Source organism: uncultured Megamonas sp., assembly GCF_958438645.1.
Taxonomy (GTDB): domain Bacteria; phylum Bacillota; class Negativicutes; order Selenomonadales; family Selenomonadaceae; genus Megamonas.
Genome location: NZ_CAUBSM010000005.1, coordinates 98,395 through 121,342, shown reverse-complemented (window position 1 = coordinate 121,342; position 22,948 = coordinate 98,395). Strand labels below are relative to the sequence as shown.

Here is a 22,948-nt window from a genome sequence, read left to right as displayed (position 1 = left end):
TCTTTTATTTATCTATATTTCTTACGCTTAAATCACCACATAAATTTCCACTTATAGATATTCCCTGATGTTTAGGATATATTCTTGATGAAAATACTTTTTCTCCCGCATTGATAAATATTTCTATACTAGAATTATCTATCCATATTTCTAAATCCATTAAACTTTCCAAATCACATGATTTTTTATCCCAATTATTTGTCAGCCAATTCAATCTATACAGAGCAAATTCTTTTTTCTTATAACTATAATTGATTTTAATTTCATCTTTTACTGTCCAATCAATATCTTGACCACTAGCAATATCTTTTAATTTTAAATACATACTATGTCTATCATTAACAATATCGAATTGACCATCACTTTGCTTTTCTATCTCTATCTTTTCAGCTAATAATCTATATAATTCCTCTATTGGTTTTTGATACAATCTGCCATTTTTGATTAAAATTTCTCTAGGGATAGTCAAACAATGTATACTATCCTGCAATTTGGCAAAAGCTTCTTCTTCGTCGTCATTCATTCTTGACATCCAAGCCCATAAAATTCGTCTATTCTTATCATCTTTAAAAGTCTGCGGTGCATAAAAGTCAAAACCATAATCTATCATAAAATAATTTTCATCTAAATTATTATCATCAAGTCTTCCTGTAGCCTCATCTAAATCAACTATTTTATACACAGCAAAACTTTTTAATGGTATATCTTTTTCATTATCTCTATGTTGGAGACAATATAACAAAATATATTTATTTTCTATACTGAATAAGTCTGGACACTCTACCATTTGATATTTTTGCGATATGGCTAATTCAGAAATATACCGCCAATTTTCTCCTTCTGGAGAGCGATATAATACAATTGCTCCTTGTTTTGTCTCTGCTGTTTGTGCTCCTACCACTATAAAATAATCTTTTTCTTTTCCTTTAAAAATCTTAGGATCGCGAAAATGTTCACTATATTTTGTAGGTGTATTTATAATTATTCCTTTTTTTAGAAAATTTCTTCCATTTTTAGATATAACTAAACATTGACTGCTTTTTCTCCTATTTTCATATTTTCTATTTCCCGTATAAAAAATATACAGCTTATCATTTATCACATAACTACTACCCGAATAAACACCATTGAGATCATATTCTTGGTCGGGTATAATAGCACTTCCCTTAAAATTCCAATCAATTAAGTTTTTAGAAGTAAACAAACCCCACTCCTTATATGTATGATTTTTTTCAAACCTATTCCATTGAAAAAACACATAATATAAACCTTTATATTGAACTAAGCCATTCGGATCATTCAATAGGCCAATATTAGGTTCTAAATGAAATTTTTGTCTAACAAACTGCTTCATTTTTCTTGCTTCTCCTTCATTAAAAGTACATATATATTAAATAATATTTACCATAATTTTGCTATAGTATTTCTTTACTAAAATATGGAAAAAACAAACCTTTTATTTTATAATATTAACTATGAAAGAATATAAAGAGACTCAACATAGTACACATTATAAATCTTTATCTGATTTATCCTTCTACAGTGCTGGTTATGAAAAATGTCAACCTGGATATAGTTATGGTCCTAAATATAGAGATTATCAATTAATTCATTTTGTCATCAGTGGCGAAGGTACCCTTCACATCAATGAACAGACTTTTAATCTAAAACAAGGAGATGCTTTTTTAATTCCTTCAGGAAAAATTTCTTATTATAAAGCTTCATCAACTAATCCATGGTGTTATACATGGATTAGTTTTTTAGGCATTAATTCTCAAAACTATATCTATCAAATGATGAAAAAAACTGACGACATTTATATTATTCATAACCTAAATATTAAAAAATACCAATCCTTAATCAATGAAATTATTAATCTACAAGAAAATAATATTATTCATTATTTAAAAGCTAATAGTTTATTATTTCTCATTTTGGCACAATTATTTGAGGACATTAATTTATCTGAAAATCAAATGCAAACTAAATCTCTTGCCAATGATTTAAAGTTTTATTTTGATGTCAATTATGCCGAAAAATTAATTCTAAAAGATATCGCTAAAAAATTTAATATTCACCCTAATTATTTAACCCGTATTTTTCATGAAAAATTCCATTTATCACCCAAACAATATATAATGCAATTAAAATTAAAAAAAGCTCGTAGTCTTTTGATAACTACTGAGCTTTCTATTTCGATTATCGCCTCTTCTCTAGGATTTGATGACCAATTAGCCTTTTCACGTACTTTTAAGAAAGAATTTTCCATTTCACCATCTATGTATAGAAAACACTACACTGAAAAATAATTTTTCTACCTAAAAGTTTAATAATTTTACTAAGTTTTTTATTTCTTATCATTTTTATGCACTTCTCCCCAAACACATAATTGGTCTAAAATCACCATAAGTGATTTTCCTCTATCTGATAAACTGTATTCTACTTTAGGTGGTATTTGTAGATATTCCTTCCTGATTATCAAGCCATCTTTTTCTAATTCTTTTAACGACATGGCAAGTGTTTTATGTGAAATAGTTTTTATATAGCGTTTTAATTCATTATATCTGACAATTTTAAATTCCATCAAACAATATAAAATGACCATCTTATACTTACCACGTATTAATGATAAAGTATAACTAAACCCAGTATCTTTAAAATTTGCATTCTCAATATAGTTTTTAAACATTTATATTTATACTCTCCTTTTAGTTAGTATCTAACAAAAATGTGCGTACTTTTACCCTAAAATATATATTGATATAATTATATTATAAATATTGGAGGTGTAAATTTATGCATAAGAAAATTTGTATTTTAAATGGTAGTCCACGAATGAATGGAAATACAAAAGAACTCATCAATCAATTTACTAAAGGAGCAAAAGCTGTTGGGCATGAAGTCATTTGCTTTGACTTGCAAAAAATGAATATCCATGGCTGTCTAGGTTGTTGTAATGGTGGAAAAGATGAAAATTATCCATGCGTACAAAAAGATGATATGTCGAAAATTTACCCTATATATAAAACAGCAGATGTCATAGTTTTAGCCTCCCCTATGTATTATTGGGGTATCACAGGTCAGCTAAAAACTACCTTTGATCGTTTATTTGCCATAGCTGAATTAAATCCAAATTATGAAAATCCTCAAAAAGAATGTATTTTTCTTATGGCTTCAGAAGGAAATACCGCTGATAATTTCGCACCAGTTAAAGCTTTTTATGAAGGCCTAACCTCTCATTTAGGCTGGAAAAATCTAGGTATTGTTTATGCTGGAGGAAATATGAATATTGGCGATATTTTAAATAAACCAGAACAATTAAAGCAAGCTGAAGACTTAGGCAAATCCATATAAAATTATATAGTAAATAAAATACCAGCTATAATTTAGCTGGTATTTTTAAATGCTTTCAATCTGCATCAAAGCATTGATTATCTTATGCACTTCATATGGATTAGGATTTTCTTTAGATAATACTTCAAGTATATAATCTTTATCATAAATAAAATCACTAGAATAATTCAACAAATGAATAGCAAATTCATTTGCTTCACATTCATAGCGAGCAGGAGAATAATATATTCCTTCATGCTGAAAAAAATAACCTGCATGCCAATGCATACGCACATGACCAAGTTCATGACAAATTACAATTTTTTGAGCTTCATAACTCAACTTATCATTCAATAAAATAGTCTTTTTCCGCAAAACACGTACCAATATTCCACGTATCTTCTCTGGAAGTGGTACATATAAAATATTCACATCTAATTCTTTCGCTAATGCAAAAGGATCTGCTGTCTGATACTTATTGACGAGATTTTTCACTCTTAATTTTATATTTTTTCGCATAATTTATTTTTTCTTTCGCTTATTTCTTTCTTTTGCATCCCAAAAAGCCATTTTTAATGCTTCTTGTATTTGTTGTCGCTCTTCTACATTTAATTTATATGTATTACCGTCAAACAAAACTTCTGCTTCATTTAAAAATTTTTCCAGCCCTGTATTTTTACCCATAAAATCACCTTTCACTACAAAAAGACCTTATTTTCTCTTTAATAATCATTATATCATATATATTTTTCTAATTATACAGTTTACAACTTGACATTTTTAAAAATTGGTTATAAACTATTAATCACTTTCTAAATACAAATAGTTCCAAATAATAATATTGATTTTATTATTTAAGTATAAGGTGGTCTTATTAATGAATACAGTATTTTTACCTTCATATAGTGTAGGTAGCGACGTTTATAATCAAATTCCAAAAGTTTGTAGTGCCTATGGTAAAACAGCAGTAGTTATCGGTGGTAAAACAGCAATCTCTAAGGCTAAAGATGCTCTTTTAGCTGGAATACATAATTCTGACATTGAAATAATTGATTTCATTTGGTATGGTGGCGATTCTACTTATGCTAATGTAAAAAAACTTTCCCAAAATCCACAATATCAAAAAGCTGATATGGTCTTTGCTGTAGGTGGTGGTCGTGCTATTGATACTTGCAAAACTCTTTGTGATATGGAAAATAAACCAGTATTTTCTTTTCCTACAATAGCTTCAAACTGTTCTCCTGTAACAGCTGTCTGTGTAATTTATGATGATGATACTCATGGCTTTAAAGAATTATATTTTCCTAAAAAAAGCCCTCTACATTGTTTTATTAACACAAAAATTATCACTGAAGCCCCTTATCAATATATTTGGGCTGGCATCGGCGATGCTTTATCTAAACAATATGAAACAGGCTTTTCCTCTCGTAATGATGAAATGAACCATACAAATGCTTTAGGTGTACAAATCAGTAAAAATTGCTCTGATACATTATTACAATACGGTCTTGAAGCTTTGGCTTCTGCCAAAAATCATCAAGTAAGTGAAGCTTTAGAACAAGTAGTATTGACTATAATCGTAAGCACAGGTCTCGTTTCCGTTCTCGTAATCAATGATTACAACAGTTGCCTTGCTCATTCTATTTATTACGGTTGTACGATGCTTCCTCAAGGCGAAAAACATCTTCACGGTGAGCTTGTAAGTTATGGTGTACTTGTATTATTACTTTTAGATAAACAAAAAGAAGCATTTGAAAAAGTATATGCTTTTAATCGCCAAGCAAAATTACCAACTTGTTTAAAAGATATAGAAATAAATAATAAAGATGAACTTGCCATCGTATTAGATAAAGTGATGACTACAAATGATATCGTTCATGTACCATATAAAATAACTCGTGAAATGGTTTATAATGCCATCATGGATTTAGAAATCTATCATAATGAACATCTAGCTTAAAAATAAAAAGAAGAGTCGCTAATAAATTAGTGACTCTTTTTTTATAAATAATATATTATTGTTCATCTATTATCTTATTATTTATTACATCATAATGAATTACATCATATATTTCTATTTTTCCATCTTGATGTACTTCTACTAATCCACTAAATTCTGCGATTTTAGTTCGCCAATTAAAAGAACATTTTTCCGCTTGAATAGATATACCTGGTCGCTCTAATAAAGCATCACCTTTGATCACCGCTGTTTTCATTTCGTCAGAAGCATATACACTTCCACCCTTAAATTTAATTTCTTCTTGAGGCTCTTCCACATATACATTGCCATTTGCCCATACTTCTTTAGTCATTAAATTTACACGGGCTTTATCTGCACCTATCGTTCTTGTATCAGTCTTTACTAAAACATTTCCCTCAAGTACAAAACAACCAGATGAAATATCAAAGTATTTACTATCAGATGTCACTGATACACTAGCACTAGATACTCCTGCCATAGTTAACATTAGTATACAAACTAAAAACATTGACTTTATTAAAACTTTCAATTTAATCATAAATTTTTCTCCTGTTTCTTTAAATATTCTGGCAATCTATCAAAAACCTTTAAAGCATTATAATAAAATACATCATCATATGCTTTTTTCGGTATTATTGATTGTATTACTTTGATATATTCCTTCATATCTACCAAAGGCCAGTCAGAACCATACATCAATTTTTGATAATCATGTAAATAATTAAACCATGTTCTAAATACATCCAAATATGGTTTAAATTCTTTTATCTGTTTTTTAGCTTTAAAATTTCCCTCCATAAGACCAGACAAATCCATATATACATTTTTATTTTTAGCTACTACCTCTACAGCATCAGCTATCCATGGTGTACCGCAATGTGCAATTACAAATTTTACCTTTGGAAAATCAACAGCTACTTCATCTAGGATCAATGGATGCGAATATTTTAACTTACCCATAGAATTTGCCGTATCGCCCATATGAAAAACCACTGGTACATCATATTTTTGAGCCAATTTATAAAAATATCTATATTTTCTATCTGTAGCTAAATAAGGTTGATATCCTGTATAGATTTTCAGACCGACAGTTGTATTCTCTTCTAATTTAGCCTTAAAACATTCTAAAGTATCCTTTAAATTTTCTCTATTAATTGCTAAAGCATTTATTCCTAAACATTGTACTAAAAAAGAAGGAAATCTCTCTTCTCCATGGTAAATAATTTGTGGATTATTATAGATATTATCTTCGCATTTATCAACTCCCATTCCAATACCCAAGACTATATTATTTTGTTCAAATTGATGTTTCACTTCTTCTAAAGTGCATTTTAAACCAATATTTTCAGCTGTTTTATCAAATATACCTTTAGCTGAAAAATGCATATGACAATCTATAATTTTATCCATCATACATTCACCTCTAAAATCTATATCCTATCTAAACTCTATTATACAAATTATCTTTGTTTAGCTCAATAAACTTACTTATCTAGTTTGATTAAATTATCATTAAAATTATTTTCCAATATAAAAACGCCTTAACATATAGGCGTTTTTATATTTGTTATCCACTAAATATTTATTTTTCAAAAGGATATTTCATATTCCATTGATTGCGTATTTTATCTAATATTTCCATGACAAAAATAGTTTCTTTATGTGGCATTTCTTCACATTCTAACTCATTTTGGTTAATTGCTTTTTGACTAGATAAAACTTCATACTCATATCCAGTTACTTGTTTTGGTATTTCTACTTCTTTAATTAAGTTATGTTCTATGTCATAGACTTTTATTGCTTCTGGATTATTAATATTAGTTACACAAATATAACCTTTCTCTCCATAAATAAAACCAGATCTATCTGTAGGTGTCATCATAGAAGCATGAAGAACTGCCATTTTTCCATCATTCCAAGTGAGTGTTATACTATCTGTTAAATCTACACCTTTATCTGACATCACCGCTTTAGCAAAAATATCTTTTAAATCATTGCCAAATACCATCAAAGCAAAGTTAACTGTATATACACCTACATCAAGCAATGCACCGCCAGCAAGTTCTGGAGAAATCATGCGTTTTACATCTTTAAGTGGATATCCCAAATTTGCCTGAATGGAATGTACTTGTCCTATAATACCAGAAGCAATGACATCATTTATTAATTTTCGTGAAGGCATATATCTTGTCCAAATTGCTTCTGTAATAAGTACCTTATTTTCTTTAGCCAAAGCTAATAAATCTTTTGTTTCATCAGCATTTACAGTAAAAGGTTTTTCACATAAAACATTCTTTTTATTTTCTATACATAATTTAGCTACGCGATAATGTTCACTATGTGGCACAGCAATATAAATTAAATCAATATCTTTATCTTGAATTAATTCTATATACGAACCATATGCTTTTTCTATACCATATTTATCAGCAAAAATTTCAGCTTTAGCTAGAGTTCTTGAAGCCACTGCATAATTCTTCACATTTTTATCTTTCAATCCATTTAAGGTTTCTGCCATCACTGAAGCGATTAAACCTGTTCCAATAATACCTACATTAAAGTCTTTCATAAAATCAAAACTCCTTATATATTATTTAAATTATTAACATCTATATATTCATTATCAGCAATCCATTTTAATTGATATGACCGTCTAGCTGTCCATGCAATATCATTTATATAGGAAGCATTCACTGCTGCTCCTATGCCAGCTCCTATAACTGGCATTATCTGCATCAATTTACGTTTAGTTAAATTAATACCTAATTGTTTAGCTACTTTCTTAACTAAATTACTCATCAAAACTTCTTCAATTATTTTCTTTTGTAAAAAATCTGATTTCAATGCTAATAATGCCTCTTTTTTCTCTTTCATGTCATTAGCACCAGATACAGACAAAATATTCAATACAAATTCTTTATCCTCAGCTGATTTTACCTCATATCCATAACACATAGCAATCTTATGAATAGTTCTAAAAGCTAAAACTATGACAGCACCTACATCAGCTACCATAGTAGCCGTACCACCAAATCCTGTAGCAAAACCTTCCGATCCTGCAATACCGACTGCCCATTTATGCACATTACTAGCCAATTTATCAGATAAAGCTAAATCCTTATGACGCAATTCTTCAATATTATCTACATTTGCATCTTTTAAAATATCATTTTTATTTGCCAATTTCTTGCCAATATCATGGGCATGATATATTGCCTTTTCAACTACCGTTTCAGGAATTATTTTTCTTGTGAATTTACTCATAGGCGAAAACATTTTATTTATACCATTATTGACTACATTCGGTTTTTGCTGTTCCCATCTATTGATTTCTACTAATTGTTTTTCTATATATTCATCATACATCAAGATATCCTCCTCTTTTTCTAACAACATTATAAAAAAAGATTAATTAATATTTACCTTAGTAGGCATATTAATTAATCTCTTTTTTTACATCATATTTTTTTGCCAACTAATTAAATCTGCTAAAGTGATATTATCCACAACTTCACTTATAGCTTCATATAATTTTTCCCAAAGAATTAATGTTGGACATCTATCTGCACGCGTACAATTATTAACATCATCATCTAGACAGGCTACAGGGGCTAAACTCCCTTCAATAAGTCGTAAAATCATTCCCACTGTATATTCTTCTGGTTTTTTAGTCAGGCGATATCCACCCTGAGGTCCACGCAAACTTTTTACAAAGCCTGCTTTATTCAGACTAGACACTATCTGTTCCAGATACTTATCTGAAATTTGCTGACGTTCAGCAATATCCTTTATACGAACTGGTGTTTTTGCATCATTTAATGCGATATCTAACATTAATCGCAATGCATATCTGCCTTTAGTTGATATTTTCATCGAGCTTCAATCCCACCTTACTATAAAATTAAATAAATCCTATCTAATTTATAGTATAACATGAATTTTTTGCCAAAAAAACTATCTACTAAAAAATATTAATATTTCAATTATAAAATCAAAAAATTATTCTAAACTACTGGCCTCACCAGCTACAAAACCCATAGAAAAAGCAGCTTGCAGATTATATCCGCCTGTAAAAGCGTCCACATCTACTACTTCGCCTACGCAATATAAATCTTTAATTAGTTTTGACTCCATAGTTTTAGGATTTATTTCTTTTGTAGAAATGCCCCCAGCTGTTACAATAGCCTCACTAAGTGGTCTTGTCTTTGTAACAGTCATCACCATATTTTGCAATAAATCAACTAATCTTTCACGTTCAGCCTTGCTTATTTGATTTACAAATTTATTTTCATCAATAAAAGCTAAATCAATCACTGTACTAATCATCTTGCTTGGCAATAAGTCGCCTAAAGCATTTTTTATTTGTTTTCTACTATATTTTTCAAAATCTCTACAAATGCGTTTATCAAGCTGTTCTTTTGTCAAAGCAGGTTTGAGATTTAAAGATAATTCTACAGATTTTCCTTCTCTTAACCATTTAGCAATATCACGACTTAAAGTCAAAATAATTGGCCCACTTACACCAAAATGAGTGAATAACATCTCACCAAACATTTCTTTTTTTACTTCACCATCAACTAATACCTTTAAATTTACATTGCGAAGTGATAAACCTTGGAAATCTTTTACCCAATCTTCTTCACATTCTAAAGGTACAAGTGCTGGAAATAAAGGCTCAATAGTATGCCCAATCTGTTTTGCCATGCGATACCCATCACCTGTTGAACCTGTCCCAGGGAAGGATGAACCACCTGTAGCTAAAATGACAGCATCGGCTTCATATAAATTATCTTCTTCAGTGATTACACCTGTTACTTTATTATTATCTACTTTTAAAAATTTTACACTTTCATTTAACTTTATCTGTACTGCCAATCTATGCAAAATTTTTTCAAAGGCATTTACGATATCAATAGCTTTATCACTTACAGGAAAAATTCGTCCACCGCGTTCTTCTTTTAATGGCACATCTAATTCCTCAAAAAAGCTTCGAATATCCCAATTAAAGAATTTGCTGAATACACTATATAAAAATCTACCATTACCAGGAATATTTTTTACAAACTCTTGCAATGGTGCTGTATTTGTTACATTACAACGACCTTTACCAGTAATTAATAATTTTTTACCCAAGCGATTGTTTTTTTCCAATAACATCACTTCTGCACCATTTTGTGCAGCACTGACAGCCGCCATAAGTCCAGCAGCCCCACCGCCAACAACAATAACCTTACGCATTATTTATCTCCTATTTTTTTACGCAAACGCAATAATTCAGTTTCAGTTAATTTTCTATATTCTCCACGTTTTAATTTACCCAAAGTAAGACCTGCAAATGCTATGCGTTTTAAGGCTTTGACTTCATATCCTAAAGCCTTAAACATACGGCGAACTTGGCGATTTTTACCTTCATAGATAGTAATCTCCACGCGAGATTCTTTCAAAGTTTTATTTATAGAGTCTAAATATACATCAGCAGGTGCAGTTTTACCATCTTCCAACTTCACACCATTTGCTAATTTATCTAAAGCTTCTATATTAATAATACCATCTATTCTTGCAACATAAGTTTTGCCAATCTCATATTTAGGATGCAATAACTTATTCATAAATTCGCCATCATTTGTGAGTAATAATAATCCTTCTGTATTATAATCCAAACGACCAATAGGGAAAATTCTTTCCTCTACATCAGATAAGATATCCACAACAGTTTTTCTGCCACGTTCATCTTTTACACTAGAAATATATCCTTTTGGTTTATTGAGCATATAATATACTTTTTTTGCTTCAACTTTAAGCATTCTGCCATTATATGAAATTTTATCTTTTACAGGATCAACCTTTGTTCCTAATTCAGTTACTACTACACCATTGACGCGAATTTTACCATCTGTAATTAATTTTTCTGCTCCACGACGCGAAGCAATCCCTGTACGAGCTAAAAATTTTTGTAATCTTTCTTGCAAAATAATTCTCCTTATATTTTATTATCTATATCAAATTATATCATATAATAAATATCATCTTTATGAAAAAAGAGTATGAATTTCTTATCATTCATACTCTTATATTTCTATTTTTTATAATACTACCTTATGTGGTGCTATCTTATGTTCACTAAATACATAACGACCAATACCGGCAAATTCTTTATCTTTATATAAACGAATAAATTTTTCTGTTATTTCTTCATCTTCTCTAACAGCAATTTGTTTACCTTGTTTAATCATCACTGCTTCTTCATCAGAAATAACATATTTTGGTAAATGTTCAATTGGAAAATCTATCGGCAATAATGCCATATGTGGTAATAGGCCTATTTCTTCTGTAGTAAAAGCATTTTCTAATTTAAATGCTCCCACATGAGTACGGATTAAAAAACTCATCACTGTAGGTATTCCTAAATACTTACCAATATCCATACATAAACTGCGAATATAAGTACCTTTAGAACAAACTACTTCAAAAATAAAGCCATTTTGTGTCATCTCTTGAAAATTAATATCATGAATGACAACATCTCTTTCTGGCATTTCTACTTCTATATTTTTACGAGCCAAATTATACGCTTTTTCACCATTAATTCTGATGGCTGAATACATTGGTGGTCTTTGTTTTATTTCACCACGAAATGTTTCTAATGCCTCTTTTACTTTTTCAGCTGTAGGCATAGTATAATTTTCCATCGTTTCAATGATTTTGCCTGTATCATCACCAGTATCAGTACTAAAACCAAAAGTAACTTCCACTTTATAGGATTTATCTACATCATCCATATATTCAAGCATTCTTGTAGCTTTTCCCAGTGCCACTGGCAAAACTCCAGCAGCTGCAGGATCCAAAGTCCCAGCATGACCTACTTTTTTTAATCCATAGACCTTGCGTAAATGAGATACAATATCATGTGATGTTATTCCTGGTGCTTTTAAAACATTTACAAATCCATTAGGCATTTTCTTTATTCATTCCTTTGATAATAGCATTAAGTACGATATCTTTTGCTTCCATAAGATTTTTATATACAGTCGCACCAGCTGCACGAATATGACCGCCACCGCCAATAGATTGAGCAATCTCACTAACATTTACTGATTTCGAACGCATACTTACTCTAGTTACTTCATCATCAGCATATTTAATCATCACAGCTACATCTACACCACGAATATTTCTAGCAAAATTAACAAAGCCCTCTGTATTATCAGCAGACTCTTTTAAAACCTTATCAATAATCATCAAAGCAATTTTGCCATCATGATATAACTCAATAGTATCTATAGCTCTTCCAGCTGCCTTTACACTAGAAAAAGAACGTTGGTAAAATACTTCAGAAATTTTATCTGGTTTTACACCAATTTCTAACAATTCCGCAGCAGCTTTTAATGTATAAGGTGTTGTATTGCTATAACAGAAAAATCCCGTATCAGAACAAAGACCTGTATAAATACATGTAGCCGCTTCTAAATTAAACTGCCAATTCATTTCTTTGATTAAACTATAGACAATTTGAGCTGTAGCTGCCGCTTTAGCATCAACATAGCAATAATCAGATACTTTTGTATTAGATATATGATGGTCTAAATTCAAAATAGGTGCTTTTACTACATCTTTTACTCTGCCGATACGATCAACATCAACATCTAAAATCACAAGTAAATCACACTCTATAATCTCACCATCTTGAGGTTTTTGATATAAATCTAAACCTTCCATCATACCGAGATTATCTGGTAAATCATCATCTAATAAAATTTTTATATCCTTATTAGTTCCCTTTAGGGCATGATATAGCCCTAAAGTTGAACCAACATTATCACCATCAGGATTTACATGAGAAGATAACACTATTTTATTAGCTTTTTCAATTAATTCACCAGCTTGTTTTAGTGTTACTTCCATTATTTTTGCTCCTCATCTTTTTGCACTTTTATCAATAATTCTTGAATATGTGCACTATATTGAAGTGAAGTATCCATGAAAAATTTAATTTCTGGAATAAATTTTAAACGAATGCGATGTGCTAATTCTCTACGGATAAAACCTAATGAAGAATTCAATCCATTCCAAGTATCTTCAATTTGTTTATCACTGCCCAAAATACTTACGTATAATTTGGCATTGCGTAAATCACTAGATACATCAACTTCTGTAATTGTTACAAAACCAATGCGAGGATCCTTTAATTCTCGCATTATGATTTCACTAGCTTCTTGTTTTATTAATTCTTGTACTTTTTCTATACGAACGCTTCCCATTAATATACTCCTTATTTCTGTGGAATTTCTTCCATATCGTATACTTCGAGAATATCGCCTTCTTTGAAGTCACGATAATTATCAATAGTAATACCGCATTCATAACCAGCTGCTACTTCTTTTACATCATCTTTAAAACGACGTAAAGATTCAATCTGACCTTCATATAATACAATATTATCACGAATGATACGGATTTTAGAATTGTTACATACTTTACCTTCAAGTACATAAGAACCAGCAACTAAAGCTTTAGAGAATTTCATAACTTGACGAATTTCTACTTTACCTTGAATTACTTCTTTATATTTAGGTGCGAGCATACCTTTCATTGCAGACTGAATATCATCAATAGCTTCATAAATTACACGATAAGTATGAATATCAATTTTTTCAGTATCTGCAAGTTTACGTGCATTAGCATCTGGACGTACATTAAATGCAATAATCAAAGCATTTGCCGCAGAAGCGAGCATTACGTCAGATTCAGTTACTGCACCAACACCAGAGTGAACGATACTTACGCGAACTTCACTTTCATTTTTATTAAGACCTAAAAGTGAAGAGGATACTGCTTCAACAGAACCTTGAACGTCAGCTTTAATCAAGATATTTAATTCTTTAATATCGCCTTCGTTGATCTGATTAAATAAATCATCCAAAGAAACTTTCTTAGAACGCATAAGTTCATTACGTTGTTTTTCAATACGTTTTTCAGCAATAGTTTTAGCAAGTTTTTCGTCTAATACTGCAAGTTCATCCCCTGCTTCTGGAACATCAGCAAGACCTAAGATTTCTACTGGCATAGATGGGCCAGCTTTTTTCACTTTTTCACCACGGTCATTGATCATTGCACGAACTTTACCGCAAGCAGTACCTGCAATGATGAAATCACCGATATGAAGTGTACCATTTTGTACAAGTACAGATGCTACAGGGCCACGACCTTTATCAAGGCGTGCTTCGATTACTACACCACGAGCTTCGCGATTAGCATTAGCTTTGAGTTCTTGTACTTCTGCTACTAATAAGATCATTTCTAATAAATCATTGATACCTTCTTTTTTCTTTGCAGAAACAGGTACCATGATTGTAGTGCCGCCCCATTCTTCTGGAATGAGTTCGTGTTCAGCAAGCTGTTGTTTTACATGTTCAGGATTAGCTCCTGGTTTATCCATTTTATTGATAGCTACAACGATTGGCACTTTTGCTGCTTTAGCATGGTTGATAGCTTCCAAAGTCTGAGGCATAACACCATCATCAGCTGCAACGACAAGTACAGCGATATCTGTAACCTGAGCACCACGAGCACGCATAGCTGTAAAAGCTTCATGACCTGGTGTATCTAAGAATACAATTTTTTGACCATTACACATAACTTGATATGCACCGATATGCTGAGTGATACCACCTGCTTCATTTGATGTTACAGATGTTTTACGAATAGCATCAAGCAAAGAAGTTTTACCATGGTCAACATGTCCCATTACTGTTACAACAGGAGGACGAAGTGCTAAATTTTTAGGATCATCTTCAATTTCAGGGATTTCTGTTAAATCAACTTCTGGTGGAAGTTCTTCTACAGCGATACCGAATTCTTCTGCAATTAAAGAAGCTGTTTCAAAATCAAGTTCCTGATTAATTGTAGCCATTGTACCAAGTAACATCAATTTTTTAATAACATCTGTTACAGGGTATGTCATTTTACTAGCTAATTCTTTAACTGTAATTGTTTCGCCAACTTTAATATGTTTTGGACGAATGATTTCTTGTGGTTTATTTTCCACTACAGGCTTATTATTTTTGCCTTTATTTTTCTTATTACCAGCAAATTTATTATTAAAGTTATTATTGTTGTTATTATTTTTCTTATTATTGTTGCGGTTATTATTTCTATCGTTGTTTTGAGGACGATTATTTTTATTGTTGCGATTTTTATTATTAGCAGTATTATTTACTGTATTATTTTTAGCTTTATGTTCATTTACTTTATTATTATTGCGATTAGTATTGCTCTGATGTGTATTACTTTGATTATTTTTATTTCTATTAGAATTATTGTTAACAGAATTATTATTTTTATGATTTGTATGATTTACATTCTGCTGATTATTTTTCTTTGCTGTTTGTTGTTTATTATTATCTTTATTATTCACGATACTAGCTATAACCTCACGTTCTTTCTCGCCAACCAAATTTAGGTTGTTACTAACATTAATATTATTCTTTTTTAAAATATCAATTACTTTTTTACTATCTAAAGCAAATTCTTTAGCTAATTGATAAATTCTATATTTGGACATTAAGCCACCCCCAGGGTTTTCAATTATCCAATATTTTTAAAATAGCTTTTTTAAAGCCTTCATCACAAATCGCTATAGCTGCTCTATCTGTTTTTCCTATAGAATTCGCCATTTCATCTTTTGTAAGCTCTGTATATCTCAATAAAGCCTTACTATTTTGTGATAATTTTTCATATTTTTCCTTTGTGGCAGTAGCTACATCACTAGCCAATAACAATAATTTAACATTATTTTTGCCATTCAAAGTTTTTTCAATGACGAATTCTCCAGATATCACCTTACCAGCACGACAAGCAATGCTTATAATATTTATTAATTTAACCTTATTGTTCATCTAATTTGGCAAATTCCTCTTTTAGCTGTTCATATACTGAGTTATCAATCTGACATTTAAAAGATTTTTCTAAACGACGTTGTTTCACTGCTGCATTCAAACATTCAATATTCTTGCAGATATAGGCTCCTCGTCCAGATTTCTTACCAGTGAAATCTACACTAAATTCGCCTTCAGGACTTTTAACTATACGAATCATTTCACGTTTATTATGAGGTTCTTGACAACCTACACATAAACGAACAGGAAGTTTTTTCATCTATTTACCTCCCAAAGTATTTTAATCAACAGAGAAAGATTCTTCGCTGACTACATTAACCATATTCATATCGTCGGAATCAAAACCTTCTTCAGCAGCCTGGCTTTCGCTCTTGATGTCGATTTTCCAACCAGTGAGTTTTGCAGCTAATCTAGCATTTTGACCTTCTTTACCAATTGCTAAAGATAATTGATAATCTGGTACGATGACTCTAGACATTTTCTTTTCTTCATTTACTGCAACAGATACTACTTTTGCAGGACTTAAAGAATTTGCAATATATTTTGCTGGATCTTCATTCCATTTTACAATATCAATTTTTTCGCCACGAAGCTCGTCAACGACAGCCTGAACACGTAAACCTTTTTGACCTACACAAGAACCAACTGGATCGATTTCTTCATTTGCAGAGTACACTGCTATTTTAGAACGCATACCTGGTTCACGGGCTACAGATTTAATTTCAACAGTACCTTCTTGAATTTCAGGTACTTCAAGTTCAAATAATCTTTTCAATAAACCAGGATGAGTACGAGATACTAAAATTTGAGGCCCTTTAGATGTTCTTTTTACTTCTACTACATAAACTTTAATGCGATCATTATGTTTATATTGTTCTGTACTAATCTGTTCAGATGGTGCAAGTACAGCTTCAGTTTTTCCCAGATCAATAAATACATTATGACCTTCCATACGCTGTACTACGCCAGTTAAAATATCACTAGAACGATTAGAATATTCTTCATAAATAATGCCACGTTCTGCTTCTCTAATACGTTGTACTACTACTTGTTTTGCAGTTTGTGCCGCAATACGTCCAAAGTTAGCAGGTGTTACTTCTATTTCTACTACGTCATCTAAAACAATGCTTTCACCAAATTGTTTTTGAGCCTGTAATAAAGAAATCTCTGTAACTTTATTTTCTACTTTTTCTACAACTTTTTTCTGAGCGTATACATGAAATTCACCAGTTGCTCTTTCTAAATACACACGCACATTAGAAGCAGTATTGAAATTTCTTTTATAAGCAGATACTAATGCTGCTTCTACTGCTTCAAATAATACTTCTGGTGCTATGCCTTTCTCCTGTCCAACTTCTTTTAACGCATCTAAAAAGCCTTTATCTTTGGTTGCCATTTAATTACATTTACTCCTTAATCTTAATTTAAAAATCAATATGCAATCTAACTAAAGCAATATCTTTTAATGCTATTTCTCTAGTTTCATCAATAGTAATAATATCTTTTGTATAACCAGTTAATTTACCAGTTATCATTTTTTCACTATCAATAGCCTTATATAATGTAATATCCACCACTTTGCCCATTTCGCGTTTAAAATCTTTTTCTTTTTTCAACGCACGGTCAAGTCCTGGTGAAGACACTTCCAAAATATAGCGGTCATTGATAATATTTAATTCTTCAAGCTTTTCATCCAGTAGGCCGCTTACTTCCTGACAATCATCAAGGCCAATGCCACCTTCTTTATCGATGTATACACGTAAAAACCAATCACGTTCTTTTACATACTCTACATCAACAAGTTCATAATCAGTATTAGCTAAAATTTCTTCAGCAATTTTTTCAACTGCTTCTTCCACACGATTTGCCATCGAAACACCTCCTGTAATATTATCCCCAATATAAAGTAAAGAGTGGGTGTTTACCCACTCTTTAAGGAATAATCAAATTAACTTCTTTAACTAGTATAGCATAGAAAATTTATCTATGCAAGATTTTATACTTTTATGCAAAAATATCTCTAAAAATAAATTTTCTATTTATAATCACTTATAAGTTTGATCAATTTTACATTTATTTCTTAACTTTTACTTTTTCTAAGTTTATCTAATTTTGCTATAACCTCATCATTTATTCTTGAACCTAATTCACTGCGTTTCAATGGCAAAGCATGCTTACCTGTATATTCATCTCGAATATTTTTTTTACTATGTTTTACTCTACGCCATAGCTCATTTGCTGAAATACGATATGCTCCAGCCCCTAAAATCAACGACTGCTCTGCTCCATCAGATGTCACTACATACACTTCTTTACTATAATATTTAGTTGCTTCATATGCACTGCGTTCAATATAACTATCAGCAGTCTCTTTTTCTTTTGTATATACTACTTTACAATGTTTGGATTTTTCTTCTACATTTTCTTCAGCATTAGTATATTGAGCATCAAAAACAATGGTAATATCATATTTTTCATATTGTCCATATTCCATCAAAAGATGAATTAATTTTTCTCTAGCAAAATCTAAATCTTCATTAATATATTTTTTTAAACTTTCCCATGCATTTATTACATTATAGCCATCTACTATCATATATTTTTCATGTCTATTTGGTGTCAAATATGTTCTACTTCTATTCATAAGTTATTATTCTCCAATTCAATTTTTTGACATTTATATTATATCATAAATACTATTGACTTTGCTTTATACTCTTACCTATGTTAAAATTTATATCAGTGAATTTTGTGAAATTTATAGGAGGAATTTTCGTGGCTATTTTAGATATAAAAAAAGCTGGTGACCTTGTTTTAAAACAACAAGCTAAACCAATTGAAAAAATTGATAAAACTATTCGTACATTACTTGATGACATGGCAGAAACCATGTATAAAGCTAATGGTGTAGGTCTTGCTGCACCTCAAATAGGTCAATCTATACAAGTTGTAGTTATTGACGTAGGTGAAGGTCTTTTAGAACTCATCAATCCTACTATTATTCGCAAAGAAGGTACTGAAATAGATACAGAAGGTTGCTTGAGTGTACCTGGTATTTATGGTGAAGTAGAACGTGCTGCCAAAGTCAGCGTTGAATATTTAAATCGTCGTGGTAAACGACATCGTATCACAGCAACAGGATTACTTGCTCGTTGTCTTCAGCATGAAATTGATCATTTATATGGAAGATTATTTATTGACATAGCTAATAATCTTCAAAAAGTCCAAAAATAAGAGGTGTTTTTAATGCCAATAAAAAATATTGTTTTCATGGGTACTCCAGAATTTGCCGTACCTTGCTTAGATATTTTAAACCAGCACTACAATGTAACTGCTGTATATACACAACCAGATAGACCAAAAGGACGTGGTCAAAAATTAGCCATGTCTCCAGTAAAAGAATATGCCCTACAACACAATTTACCAGTATATCAACCAGAAAAAATAAAAACACCTGAATGTGTAGCCAAGCTTCGTGAATTAAAACCTGATTTAATCATCGTAGTTGCTTTCGGTCAAATTCTTTCTAAAGAAATACTTGATATACCTCCACTTGGCTGTGTAAATGTACATGGTTCATTATTACCTCGTTGGCGTGGTGCTGCTCCAATCCATTGGTCAATCATCAGTGGTGATAAACAAACTGGTATCACTACTATGTATATGGATGTAGGCTTAGATACTGGTGATATGATTTTAAAAGCTACTACTGAAATCACTCCAGATATGACTACAGCACAACTTCATGATAAATTAATGGCTCAGGGTGCAGATTTATTATTGCAGACAGTTCAATTAATCGAAGAAAATAAAGCTCCTCGTGAAAAACAAGATGATAATTTATCTTGCTATGCTAAAATGCTAAACAATGATAATTGTCGCATTGATTGGACAAAATCTGCCCAAGACATCCATAATCTTGTACGTGGCTTAAACTCCTGGCCTGTAGCTTATACTACTTTAAATAATAAGAAATTTAAAATTTGGCAAACAAGAGTAACTGCGGGAACTGGAAATCCTGGCCAAATCATAAAATTGACTAAACATAGTATCATCGTTGCTACTGGTAAAGATGCAATCGAGCTTCTTGAAATCCAGCCACCTAATAAAGCGAAAATGCCAGCAAGTTCATATATAAATGGTCATAAACAAGAACTTGAAAATAATGTATCTTTTATCTAAAAATAACAAGCGAAAGTAGCCTAGCTATTTTCGCTTTCTTACTAATTTCTCACCGATTTTATATTTATATGAAAGATTAGGATAAATTATGTACAATGACATTTTAAAAACTACAAAAAAACGTTTATTCATCAAATTAGCTAGTCTTAGTCTATTTAGCATAATGTTTTTAACATATCTAATTATCTGGCTATGTTATCCTCGCTTATTTGTTTTAAATTTAACAATTATTGCTCAAATAGCTTTTATATTTGTTAGTATAATATTTATTTTTTGTTGTCTATTCATTTTAAATATGATTTTTAATGTAGCCAATATAAGAATATTTTCTTTTCTTGATAAATATATTTTTAACTTTATCAACTTATTATTTCCTATCATTATTTTATGGGGAAAAGTATTTCACATTGGACGCCGTGAAATAGAACGTTCCTTTATCGCTTTGAACAATTATATTCTTACACATAGAAAAATTAAAGTAGAAGCTAAGGATTTATTAGTCATTTCACCACACTGTCTACAACTTGCTACTTGCCCTCATAAAATCACTCATAACATCAACAATTGCAAACACTGTAATCAATGTACTATAGGGCCATTAATTGATATGGCTAATAAATTAGGTTTTAATTTTCGCGTAGCTACTGGTGGTACTCTAGCACGAAAAATAGCAAAAGAACTTCGTCCTAAAATGGTTTTAGCCATAGCCTGTGAACGTGACTTAACAAGTGGTATACAAGATGTTTATCCACTGCCAGCTGCTGGTGTATTAAACATCAGACCTAACGGTCCTTGCTATAATACCACTGTAGATTTAGAATTAGTCGAACAAACAATAAAACAATTTATTAAATAATAAAAAGTTGTAACCATTTGATTTCACATCATTTGATTACAACTTTTTTATTTCTATTGTTTTTTAGTCATCAATTCAGTATACATATCACTGATAGTTTTTCTATATACAGGATGTATTTTATATGGGGCAATTTGCATTAATGGTTTAAGTACAAAATCGCGATTTTTCATATCAGGATGTGGAACAATTAAATTATCTTCTATAATAATATCATCATCATAAAAAATTATATCTAAATCTAAAGTTCTAGGGCCCCAATGTATTTTACGTTCTCTACCCGCATATTCTTCTACTTTTTGTAAAATCTGCAATAATTCTTCAGCTGGCAAAAGTGTTTCTATCTTCATCACACCATTTAAAAATACATCTTGCTCTACATTACCATATGGCTCAGTGATGATTTTATCAGAAATTGCCAATATATTTATCTGTGGTAATTTACTCAAAGCTTCAATCGCTTCATCTATAAATTTTTCTTTATCTCCCAAATTAGAACCAAAAGCCACAAAAGCTTCATGCCAGCCACGTTCAATTTCTACAGATACAGACTCAAATACCTTTTCAATAGGTGCATGTGGTTTTCTAATTTCTAATAAAACACTTTTCACTAATTTAAATTCTAATAACAATGCCTGTGCTAATTGTTCAGCTACTGTTTCAATTAAATCATAAGTATGCTTAGTCATAAAATCATGAATAAAATCGCATACTGTACCATAATTAGTCGAAGCATTTAAATCATCATTCATGCCAGCTTTTCTTGTATTCGTATATAATTCAGCATTTACATAAAAATACTGACCTTTTTCTTTTTCTTCACGATATACTCCATGATAAGCATATACTTCTAAATTATCAATGCGAATTATATCCATCAAAATTCTCCTTTAGCATATTTTATCGCTTCCGCCATTTTTATAGCTCTTAGATTTTCTTTTATATCATGAACTCGTACAAAATCATAATCTGCTAACACTGCCATAATAGATGTAGTAATTGTGCCTTCAACTCTTTCATCAGCAGGCAAACCTAATGTCAACCCTACTACAGATTTTCTTGAAGCACCTAATAATAATGGATGTTTTAGTTCATGCAAGCTAGACAAATTCTTAAGCATCCATAAATTTTGCTCATAAGTTTTGGCAAAACCAATTCCAGGATCTAAGATTATTTTATCATCTTGTATACCAGCCCTATGTGCAATATCTAGGGTTTCTTGCAAATCTTTCACTACATCACTTATAAAATCTTTATAATTTGTATCTTTGCGATTATGCATTAAACAACAAGCTACATTGTTTTCTGCTATGACTTTAGCCAAAATATCATCATATTTTAAGCCCCAAATATCATTGATTAAATCAGCACCAGCTTTTATTCCCTCTTTAGCCACATTTCCCTTATATGTATCCAAAGATACCGGCACATCAAATTCTTTTTTTAAACGTTCAATCACAGGTACGATACGAGATATCTCTTCTTCATCGCTCAATAAAGTATAGCCAGGACGAGTAGACTCTCCGCCAACATCGATAATATCAACGCCTTCATTTATCATTTCTTCAGCATGAAATAAAGCTTTATCTAAAGAATTAAATCTTCCACCATCAGAAAATGAATCAGGTGTTACATTCAAAATCCCCATAATATAAGTGTGTTTACCAAAATCAAACTCTCTACTACCAATTTTCATAAAAA

The 22,948-nt window shown here is 30.9% G+C and carries 28 protein-coding genes; 6 read left to right on the top strand and 22 right to left on the bottom strand.

What is annotated here, in order from left to right; all coding sequences use genetic code 11:
- Nucleotides 1-4: 4 nt before the first annotated feature.
- Nucleotides 5-1,354: a glycoside hydrolase family 32 protein gene (locus Q5I67_RS06050; protein WP_302486715.1), complete on the bottom strand. Its 1,350-nt coding sequence runs from the start codon at nt 1,352-1,354 to the stop codon at nt 5-7.
- Between the two features lie 121 nt (nt 1,355-1,475).
- On the opposite strand from Q5I67_RS06050, the gene Q5I67_RS06045 reads away from it, so the two are divergent.
- The gene (locus Q5I67_RS06045; RefSeq protein WP_296897933.1) at nt 1,476-2,309 is read left to right on the top strand and encodes an AraC family transcriptional regulator; all 834 of its coding nucleotides are present in this window, start codon (nt 1,476-1,478) and stop codon (nt 2,307-2,309) included.
- Between the two features lie 38 nt (nt 2,310-2,347).
- On the opposite strand, the gene Q5I67_RS06040 is transcribed toward Q5I67_RS06045, so the two are convergent.
- Nucleotides 2,348-2,689 carry a helix-turn-helix domain-containing protein gene (locus tag Q5I67_RS06040; protein WP_302486714.1) on the bottom strand — a complete coding sequence of 114 codons (342 nt, stop codon included), beginning with the start codon at nt 2,687-2,689 and terminating at the stop codon, nt 2,348-2,350.
- A 107-nt stretch (nt 2,690-2,796) separates the two neighbouring features.
- On the opposite strand from Q5I67_RS06040, the gene Q5I67_RS06035 reads away from it, so the two are divergent.
- On the top strand, nt 2,797-3,354 hold the full coding sequence (locus Q5I67_RS06035; protein WP_302486713.1) for a flavodoxin family protein: 558 nt from the start codon (nt 2,797-2,799) through the stop codon (nt 3,352-3,354).
- A gap of 45 nt (nt 3,355-3,399) precedes the next feature.
- Here the strand turns inward: Q5I67_RS06035 and Q5I67_RS06030 are convergent, their stop codons facing one another.
- A complete protein-coding gene (locus tag Q5I67_RS06030; RefSeq protein WP_302486712.1) occupies nt 3,400-3,852 on the bottom strand; it encodes an ImmA/IrrE family metallo-endopeptidase in 453 nt (150 codons plus the stop codon).
- 3 nt (nt 3,853-3,855) lie between these two features.
- The gene (locus tag Q5I67_RS06025) at nt 3,856-4,032 is read right to left on the bottom strand and encodes an XRE family transcriptional regulator (RefSeq protein ID WP_302486711.1); all 177 of its coding nucleotides are present in this window, start codon (nt 4,030-4,032) and stop codon (nt 3,856-3,858) included.
- 178 nt (nt 4,033-4,210) lie between these two features.
- Here Q5I67_RS06025 and Q5I67_RS06020 point away from each other — a divergent pair, with 178 nt between their 5' ends.
- Nucleotides 4,211-5,293: an iron-containing alcohol dehydrogenase family protein gene (locus tag Q5I67_RS06020; RefSeq protein ID WP_302486710.1), complete on the top strand. Its 1,083-nt coding sequence runs from the start codon at nt 4,211-4,213 to the stop codon at nt 5,291-5,293.
- Between the two features lie 55 nt (nt 5,294-5,348).
- Here the strand turns inward: Q5I67_RS06020 and Q5I67_RS06015 are convergent, their stop codons facing one another.
- The 16 genes from Q5I67_RS06015 to Q5I67_RS05940 form a co-directional block, all read right to left on the bottom strand.
- The gene (locus Q5I67_RS06015) at nt 5,349-5,852 is read right to left on the bottom strand and encodes an LptA/OstA family protein (RefSeq protein WP_302486709.1); all 504 of its coding nucleotides are present in this window, start codon (nt 5,850-5,852) and stop codon (nt 5,349-5,351) included.
- Nucleotides 5,849-6,727 carry an amidohydrolase family protein gene (locus tag Q5I67_RS06010; protein ID WP_302486708.1) on the bottom strand — a complete coding sequence of 293 codons (879 nt, stop codon included), beginning with the start codon at nt 6,725-6,727 and terminating at the stop codon, nt 5,849-5,851. Before Q5I67_RS06010 ends, Q5I67_RS06015 begins: the two co-directional genes overlap by 4 nt.
- Nucleotides 6,728-6,896: 169 nt before the next feature.
- Complete coding sequence (locus Q5I67_RS06005) at nt 6,897-7,883, bottom strand: Gfo/Idh/MocA family protein (protein ID WP_302486707.1); 987 nt, start codon at nt 7,881-7,883, stop codon at nt 6,897-6,899.
- A gap of 14 nt (nt 7,884-7,897) precedes the next feature.
- Complete coding sequence (locus Q5I67_RS06000) at nt 7,898-8,680, bottom strand: EcsC family protein (protein WP_302486706.1); 783 nt, start codon at nt 8,678-8,680, stop codon at nt 7,898-7,900.
- Between the two features lie 87 nt (nt 8,681-8,767).
- Complete coding sequence (locus Q5I67_RS05995; protein WP_302486705.1) at nt 8,768-9,187, bottom strand: Rrf2 family transcriptional regulator; 420 nt, start codon at nt 9,185-9,187, stop codon at nt 8,768-8,770.
- 126 nt (nt 9,188-9,313) lie between these two features.
- Complete coding sequence (locus Q5I67_RS05990; RefSeq protein WP_302486704.1) at nt 9,314-10,552, bottom strand: NAD(P)/FAD-dependent oxidoreductase; 1,239 nt, start codon at nt 10,550-10,552, stop codon at nt 9,314-9,316.
- Nucleotides 10,552-11,283: a pseudouridine synthase gene (locus tag Q5I67_RS05985; protein WP_302486703.1), complete on the bottom strand. Its 732-nt coding sequence runs from the start codon at nt 11,281-11,283 to the stop codon at nt 10,552-10,554. Before Q5I67_RS05985 ends, Q5I67_RS05990 begins: the two co-directional genes overlap by 1 nt.
- Nucleotides 11,284-11,397: 114 nt before the next feature.
- Complete coding sequence (gene truB, locus Q5I67_RS05980) at nt 11,398-12,270, bottom strand: tRNA pseudouridine(55) synthase TruB (protein ID WP_296897905.1); 873 nt, start codon at nt 12,268-12,270, stop codon at nt 11,398-11,400.
- Nucleotides 12,263-13,216, bottom strand: coding sequence for a bifunctional oligoribonuclease/PAP phosphatase NrnA (locus tag Q5I67_RS05975; RefSeq protein WP_224169811.1), 954 nt, complete (start codon nt 13,214-13,216; stop codon nt 12,263-12,265). The genes truB and Q5I67_RS05975 overlap by 8 nt, the downstream gene beginning before the upstream one ends.
- On the bottom strand, nt 13,216-13,572 hold the full coding sequence (gene rbfA / locus Q5I67_RS05970) for a 30S ribosome-binding factor RbfA (protein WP_296897901.1): 357 nt from the start codon (nt 13,570-13,572) through the stop codon (nt 13,216-13,218). Before rbfA ends, Q5I67_RS05975 begins: the two co-directional genes overlap by 1 nt.
- Before the next feature lie 11 nt (nt 13,573-13,583).
- On the bottom strand, nt 13,584-15,875 hold the full coding sequence (infB, locus tag Q5I67_RS05965; protein WP_302486702.1) for a translation initiation factor IF-2: 2,292 nt from the start codon (nt 15,873-15,875) through the stop codon (nt 13,584-13,586).
- Nucleotides 15,876-15,894: 19 nt separating this feature from the next.
- A complete protein-coding gene (locus Q5I67_RS05960; protein ID WP_302486701.1) occupies nt 15,895-16,209 on the bottom strand; it encodes a 50S ribosomal protein L7 in 315 nt (104 codons plus the stop codon).
- Nucleotides 16,199-16,468 carry an RNase P modulator RnpM gene (locus Q5I67_RS05955; RefSeq protein WP_296897894.1) on the bottom strand — a complete coding sequence of 90 codons (270 nt, stop codon included), beginning with the start codon at nt 16,466-16,468 and terminating at the stop codon, nt 16,199-16,201. Before Q5I67_RS05955 ends, Q5I67_RS05960 begins: the two co-directional genes overlap by 11 nt.
- Before the next feature lie 21 nt (nt 16,469-16,489).
- The gene (gene nusA, locus Q5I67_RS05950) at nt 16,490-17,605 is read right to left on the bottom strand and encodes a transcription termination factor NusA (protein WP_302486700.1); all 1,116 of its coding nucleotides are present in this window, start codon (nt 17,603-17,605) and stop codon (nt 16,490-16,492) included.
- 28 nt (nt 17,606-17,633) lie between these two features.
- Nucleotides 17,634-18,080 carry a ribosome maturation factor RimP gene (rimP, locus tag Q5I67_RS05945; RefSeq protein WP_302486699.1) on the bottom strand — a complete coding sequence of 149 codons (447 nt, stop codon included), beginning with the start codon at nt 18,078-18,080 and terminating at the stop codon, nt 17,634-17,636.
- A 209-nt stretch (nt 18,081-18,289) separates the two neighbouring features.
- Nucleotides 18,290-18,853 (bottom strand): NYN domain-containing protein, encoded by a 564-nt coding sequence (locus tag Q5I67_RS05940; RefSeq protein ID WP_296895742.1) that lies wholly within the window; start codon nt 18,851-18,853, stop codon nt 18,290-18,292.
- Between the two features lie 131 nt (nt 18,854-18,984).
- Here Q5I67_RS05940 and def point away from each other — a divergent pair, with 131 nt between their 5' ends.
- From def to Q5I67_RS05925, 3 genes are all read left to right on the top strand, one after another.
- Nucleotides 18,985-19,443 (top strand): peptide deformylase, encoded by a 459-nt coding sequence (gene def / locus Q5I67_RS05935; RefSeq protein ID WP_296895743.1) that lies wholly within the window; start codon nt 18,985-18,987, stop codon nt 19,441-19,443.
- A gap of 12 nt (nt 19,444-19,455) precedes the next feature.
- A complete protein-coding gene (gene fmt, locus Q5I67_RS05930) occupies nt 19,456-20,391 on the top strand; it encodes a methionyl-tRNA formyltransferase (RefSeq protein WP_302486698.1) in 936 nt (311 codons plus the stop codon).
- An 88-nt stretch (nt 20,392-20,479) separates the two neighbouring features.
- Complete coding sequence (locus Q5I67_RS05925; RefSeq protein WP_302486697.1) at nt 20,480-21,247, top strand: DUF116 domain-containing protein; 768 nt, start codon at nt 20,480-20,482, stop codon at nt 21,245-21,247.
- 53 nt (nt 21,248-21,300) lie between these two features.
- Here the strand turns inward: Q5I67_RS05925 and folK are convergent, their stop codons facing one another.
- Together folK and folP are read right to left on the bottom strand one after the other, a co-directional pair.
- The gene (gene folK / locus Q5I67_RS05920) at nt 21,301-22,125 is read right to left on the bottom strand and encodes a 2-amino-4-hydroxy-6-hydroxymethyldihydropteridine diphosphokinase (RefSeq protein ID WP_302486696.1); all 825 of its coding nucleotides are present in this window, start codon (nt 22,123-22,125) and stop codon (nt 21,301-21,303) included.
- On the bottom strand, nt 22,125-22,943 hold the full coding sequence (gene folP / locus Q5I67_RS05915; RefSeq protein WP_302486695.1) for a dihydropteroate synthase: 819 nt from the start codon (nt 22,941-22,943) through the stop codon (nt 22,125-22,127). The genes folK and folP overlap by 1 nt, the downstream gene beginning before the upstream one ends.
- Nucleotides 22,944-22,948 lie beyond the last annotated feature (5 nt).

Bases quoted from the DNA above. Each gene is read 5' to 3' on its own strand.
- Q5I67_RS06050 (WP_302486715.1), bottom strand. From the start codon at position 1,354: ATGAAGCAGTTTGTTAGACAAAAATTTCATTTAGAACCTAATATTGGC.
- Q5I67_RS06045 (WP_296897933.1), top strand. From the start codon at position 1,476: ATGAAAGAATATAAAGAGACTCAACATAGTACACATTATAAATCTTTA.
- Q5I67_RS06040 (WP_302486714.1), bottom strand. From the start codon at position 2,689: ATGTTTAAAAACTATATTGAGAATGCAAATTTTAAAGATACTGGGTTT.
- Q5I67_RS06035 (WP_302486713.1), top strand. From the start codon at position 2,797: ATGCATAAGAAAATTTGTATTTTAAATGGTAGTCCACGAATGAATGGA.
- Q5I67_RS06030 (WP_302486712.1), bottom strand. From the start codon at position 3,852: ATGCGAAAAAATATAAAATTAAGAGTGAAAAATCTCGTCAATAAGTAT.
- Q5I67_RS06020 (WP_302486710.1), top strand. From the start codon at position 4,211: ATGAATACAGTATTTTTACCTTCATATAGTGTAGGTAGCGACGTTTAT.
- Q5I67_RS06015 (WP_302486709.1), bottom strand. From the start codon at position 5,852: ATGATTAAATTGAAAGTTTTAATAAAGTCAATGTTTTTAGTTTGTATA.
- Q5I67_RS06010 (WP_302486708.1), bottom strand. From the start codon at position 6,727: ATGATGGATAAAATTATAGATTGTCATATGCATTTTTCAGCTAAAGGT.
- Q5I67_RS06005 (WP_302486707.1), bottom strand. From the start codon at position 7,883: ATGAAAGACTTTAATGTAGGTATTATTGGAACAGGTTTAATCGCTTCA.
- Q5I67_RS06000 (WP_302486706.1), bottom strand. From the start codon at position 8,680: ATGTATGATGAATATATAGAAAAACAATTAGTAGAAATCAATAGATGG.
- Q5I67_RS05995 (WP_302486705.1), bottom strand. From the start codon at position 9,187: ATGAAAATATCAACTAAAGGCAGATATGCATTGCGATTAATGTTAGAT.
- Q5I67_RS05990 (WP_302486704.1), bottom strand. From the start codon at position 10,552: ATGCGTAAGGTTATTGTTGTTGGCGGTGGGGCTGCTGGACTTATGGCG.
- truB (WP_296897905.1), bottom strand. From the start codon at position 12,270: ATGCCTAATGGATTTGTAAATGTTTTAAAAGCACCAGGAATAACATCA.
- Q5I67_RS05975 (WP_224169811.1), bottom strand. From the start codon at position 13,216: ATGGAAGTAACACTAAAACAAGCTGGTGAATTAATTGAAAAAGCTAAT.
- rbfA (WP_296897901.1), bottom strand. From the start codon at position 13,572: ATGGGAAGCGTTCGTATAGAAAAAGTACAAGAATTAATAAAACAAGAA.
- infB (WP_302486702.1), bottom strand. From the start codon at position 15,875: ATGTCCAAATATAGAATTTATCAATTAGCTAAAGAATTTGCTTTAGAT.
- Q5I67_RS05960 (WP_302486701.1), bottom strand. From the start codon at position 16,209: ATGAACAATAAGGTTAAATTAATAAATATTATAAGCATTGCTTGTCGT.
- Q5I67_RS05955 (WP_296897894.1), bottom strand. From the start codon at position 16,468: ATGAAAAAACTTCCTGTTCGTTTATGTGTAGGTTGTCAAGAACCTCAT.
- nusA (WP_302486700.1), bottom strand. From the start codon at position 17,605: ATGGCAACCAAAGATAAAGGCTTTTTAGATGCGTTAAAAGAAGTTGGA.
- rimP (WP_302486699.1), bottom strand. From the start codon at position 18,080: ATGGCAAATCGTGTGGAAGAAGCAGTTGAAAAAATTGCTGAAGAAATT.
- Q5I67_RS05940 (WP_296895742.1), bottom strand. From the start codon at position 18,853: ATGAATAGAAGTAGAACATATTTGACACCAAATAGACATGAAAAATAT.
- fmt (WP_302486698.1), top strand. From the start codon at position 19,456: ATGCCAATAAAAAATATTGTTTTCATGGGTACTCCAGAATTTGCCGTA.
- Q5I67_RS05925 (WP_302486697.1), top strand. From the start codon at position 20,480: ATGTACAATGACATTTTAAAAACTACAAAAAAACGTTTATTCATCAAA.
- folK (WP_302486696.1), bottom strand. From the start codon at position 22,125: ATGGATATAATTCGCATTGATAATTTAGAAGTATATGCTTATCATGGA.
- folP (WP_302486695.1), bottom strand. From the start codon at position 22,943: ATGAAAATTGGTAGTAGAGAGTTTGATTTTGGTAAACACACTTATATT.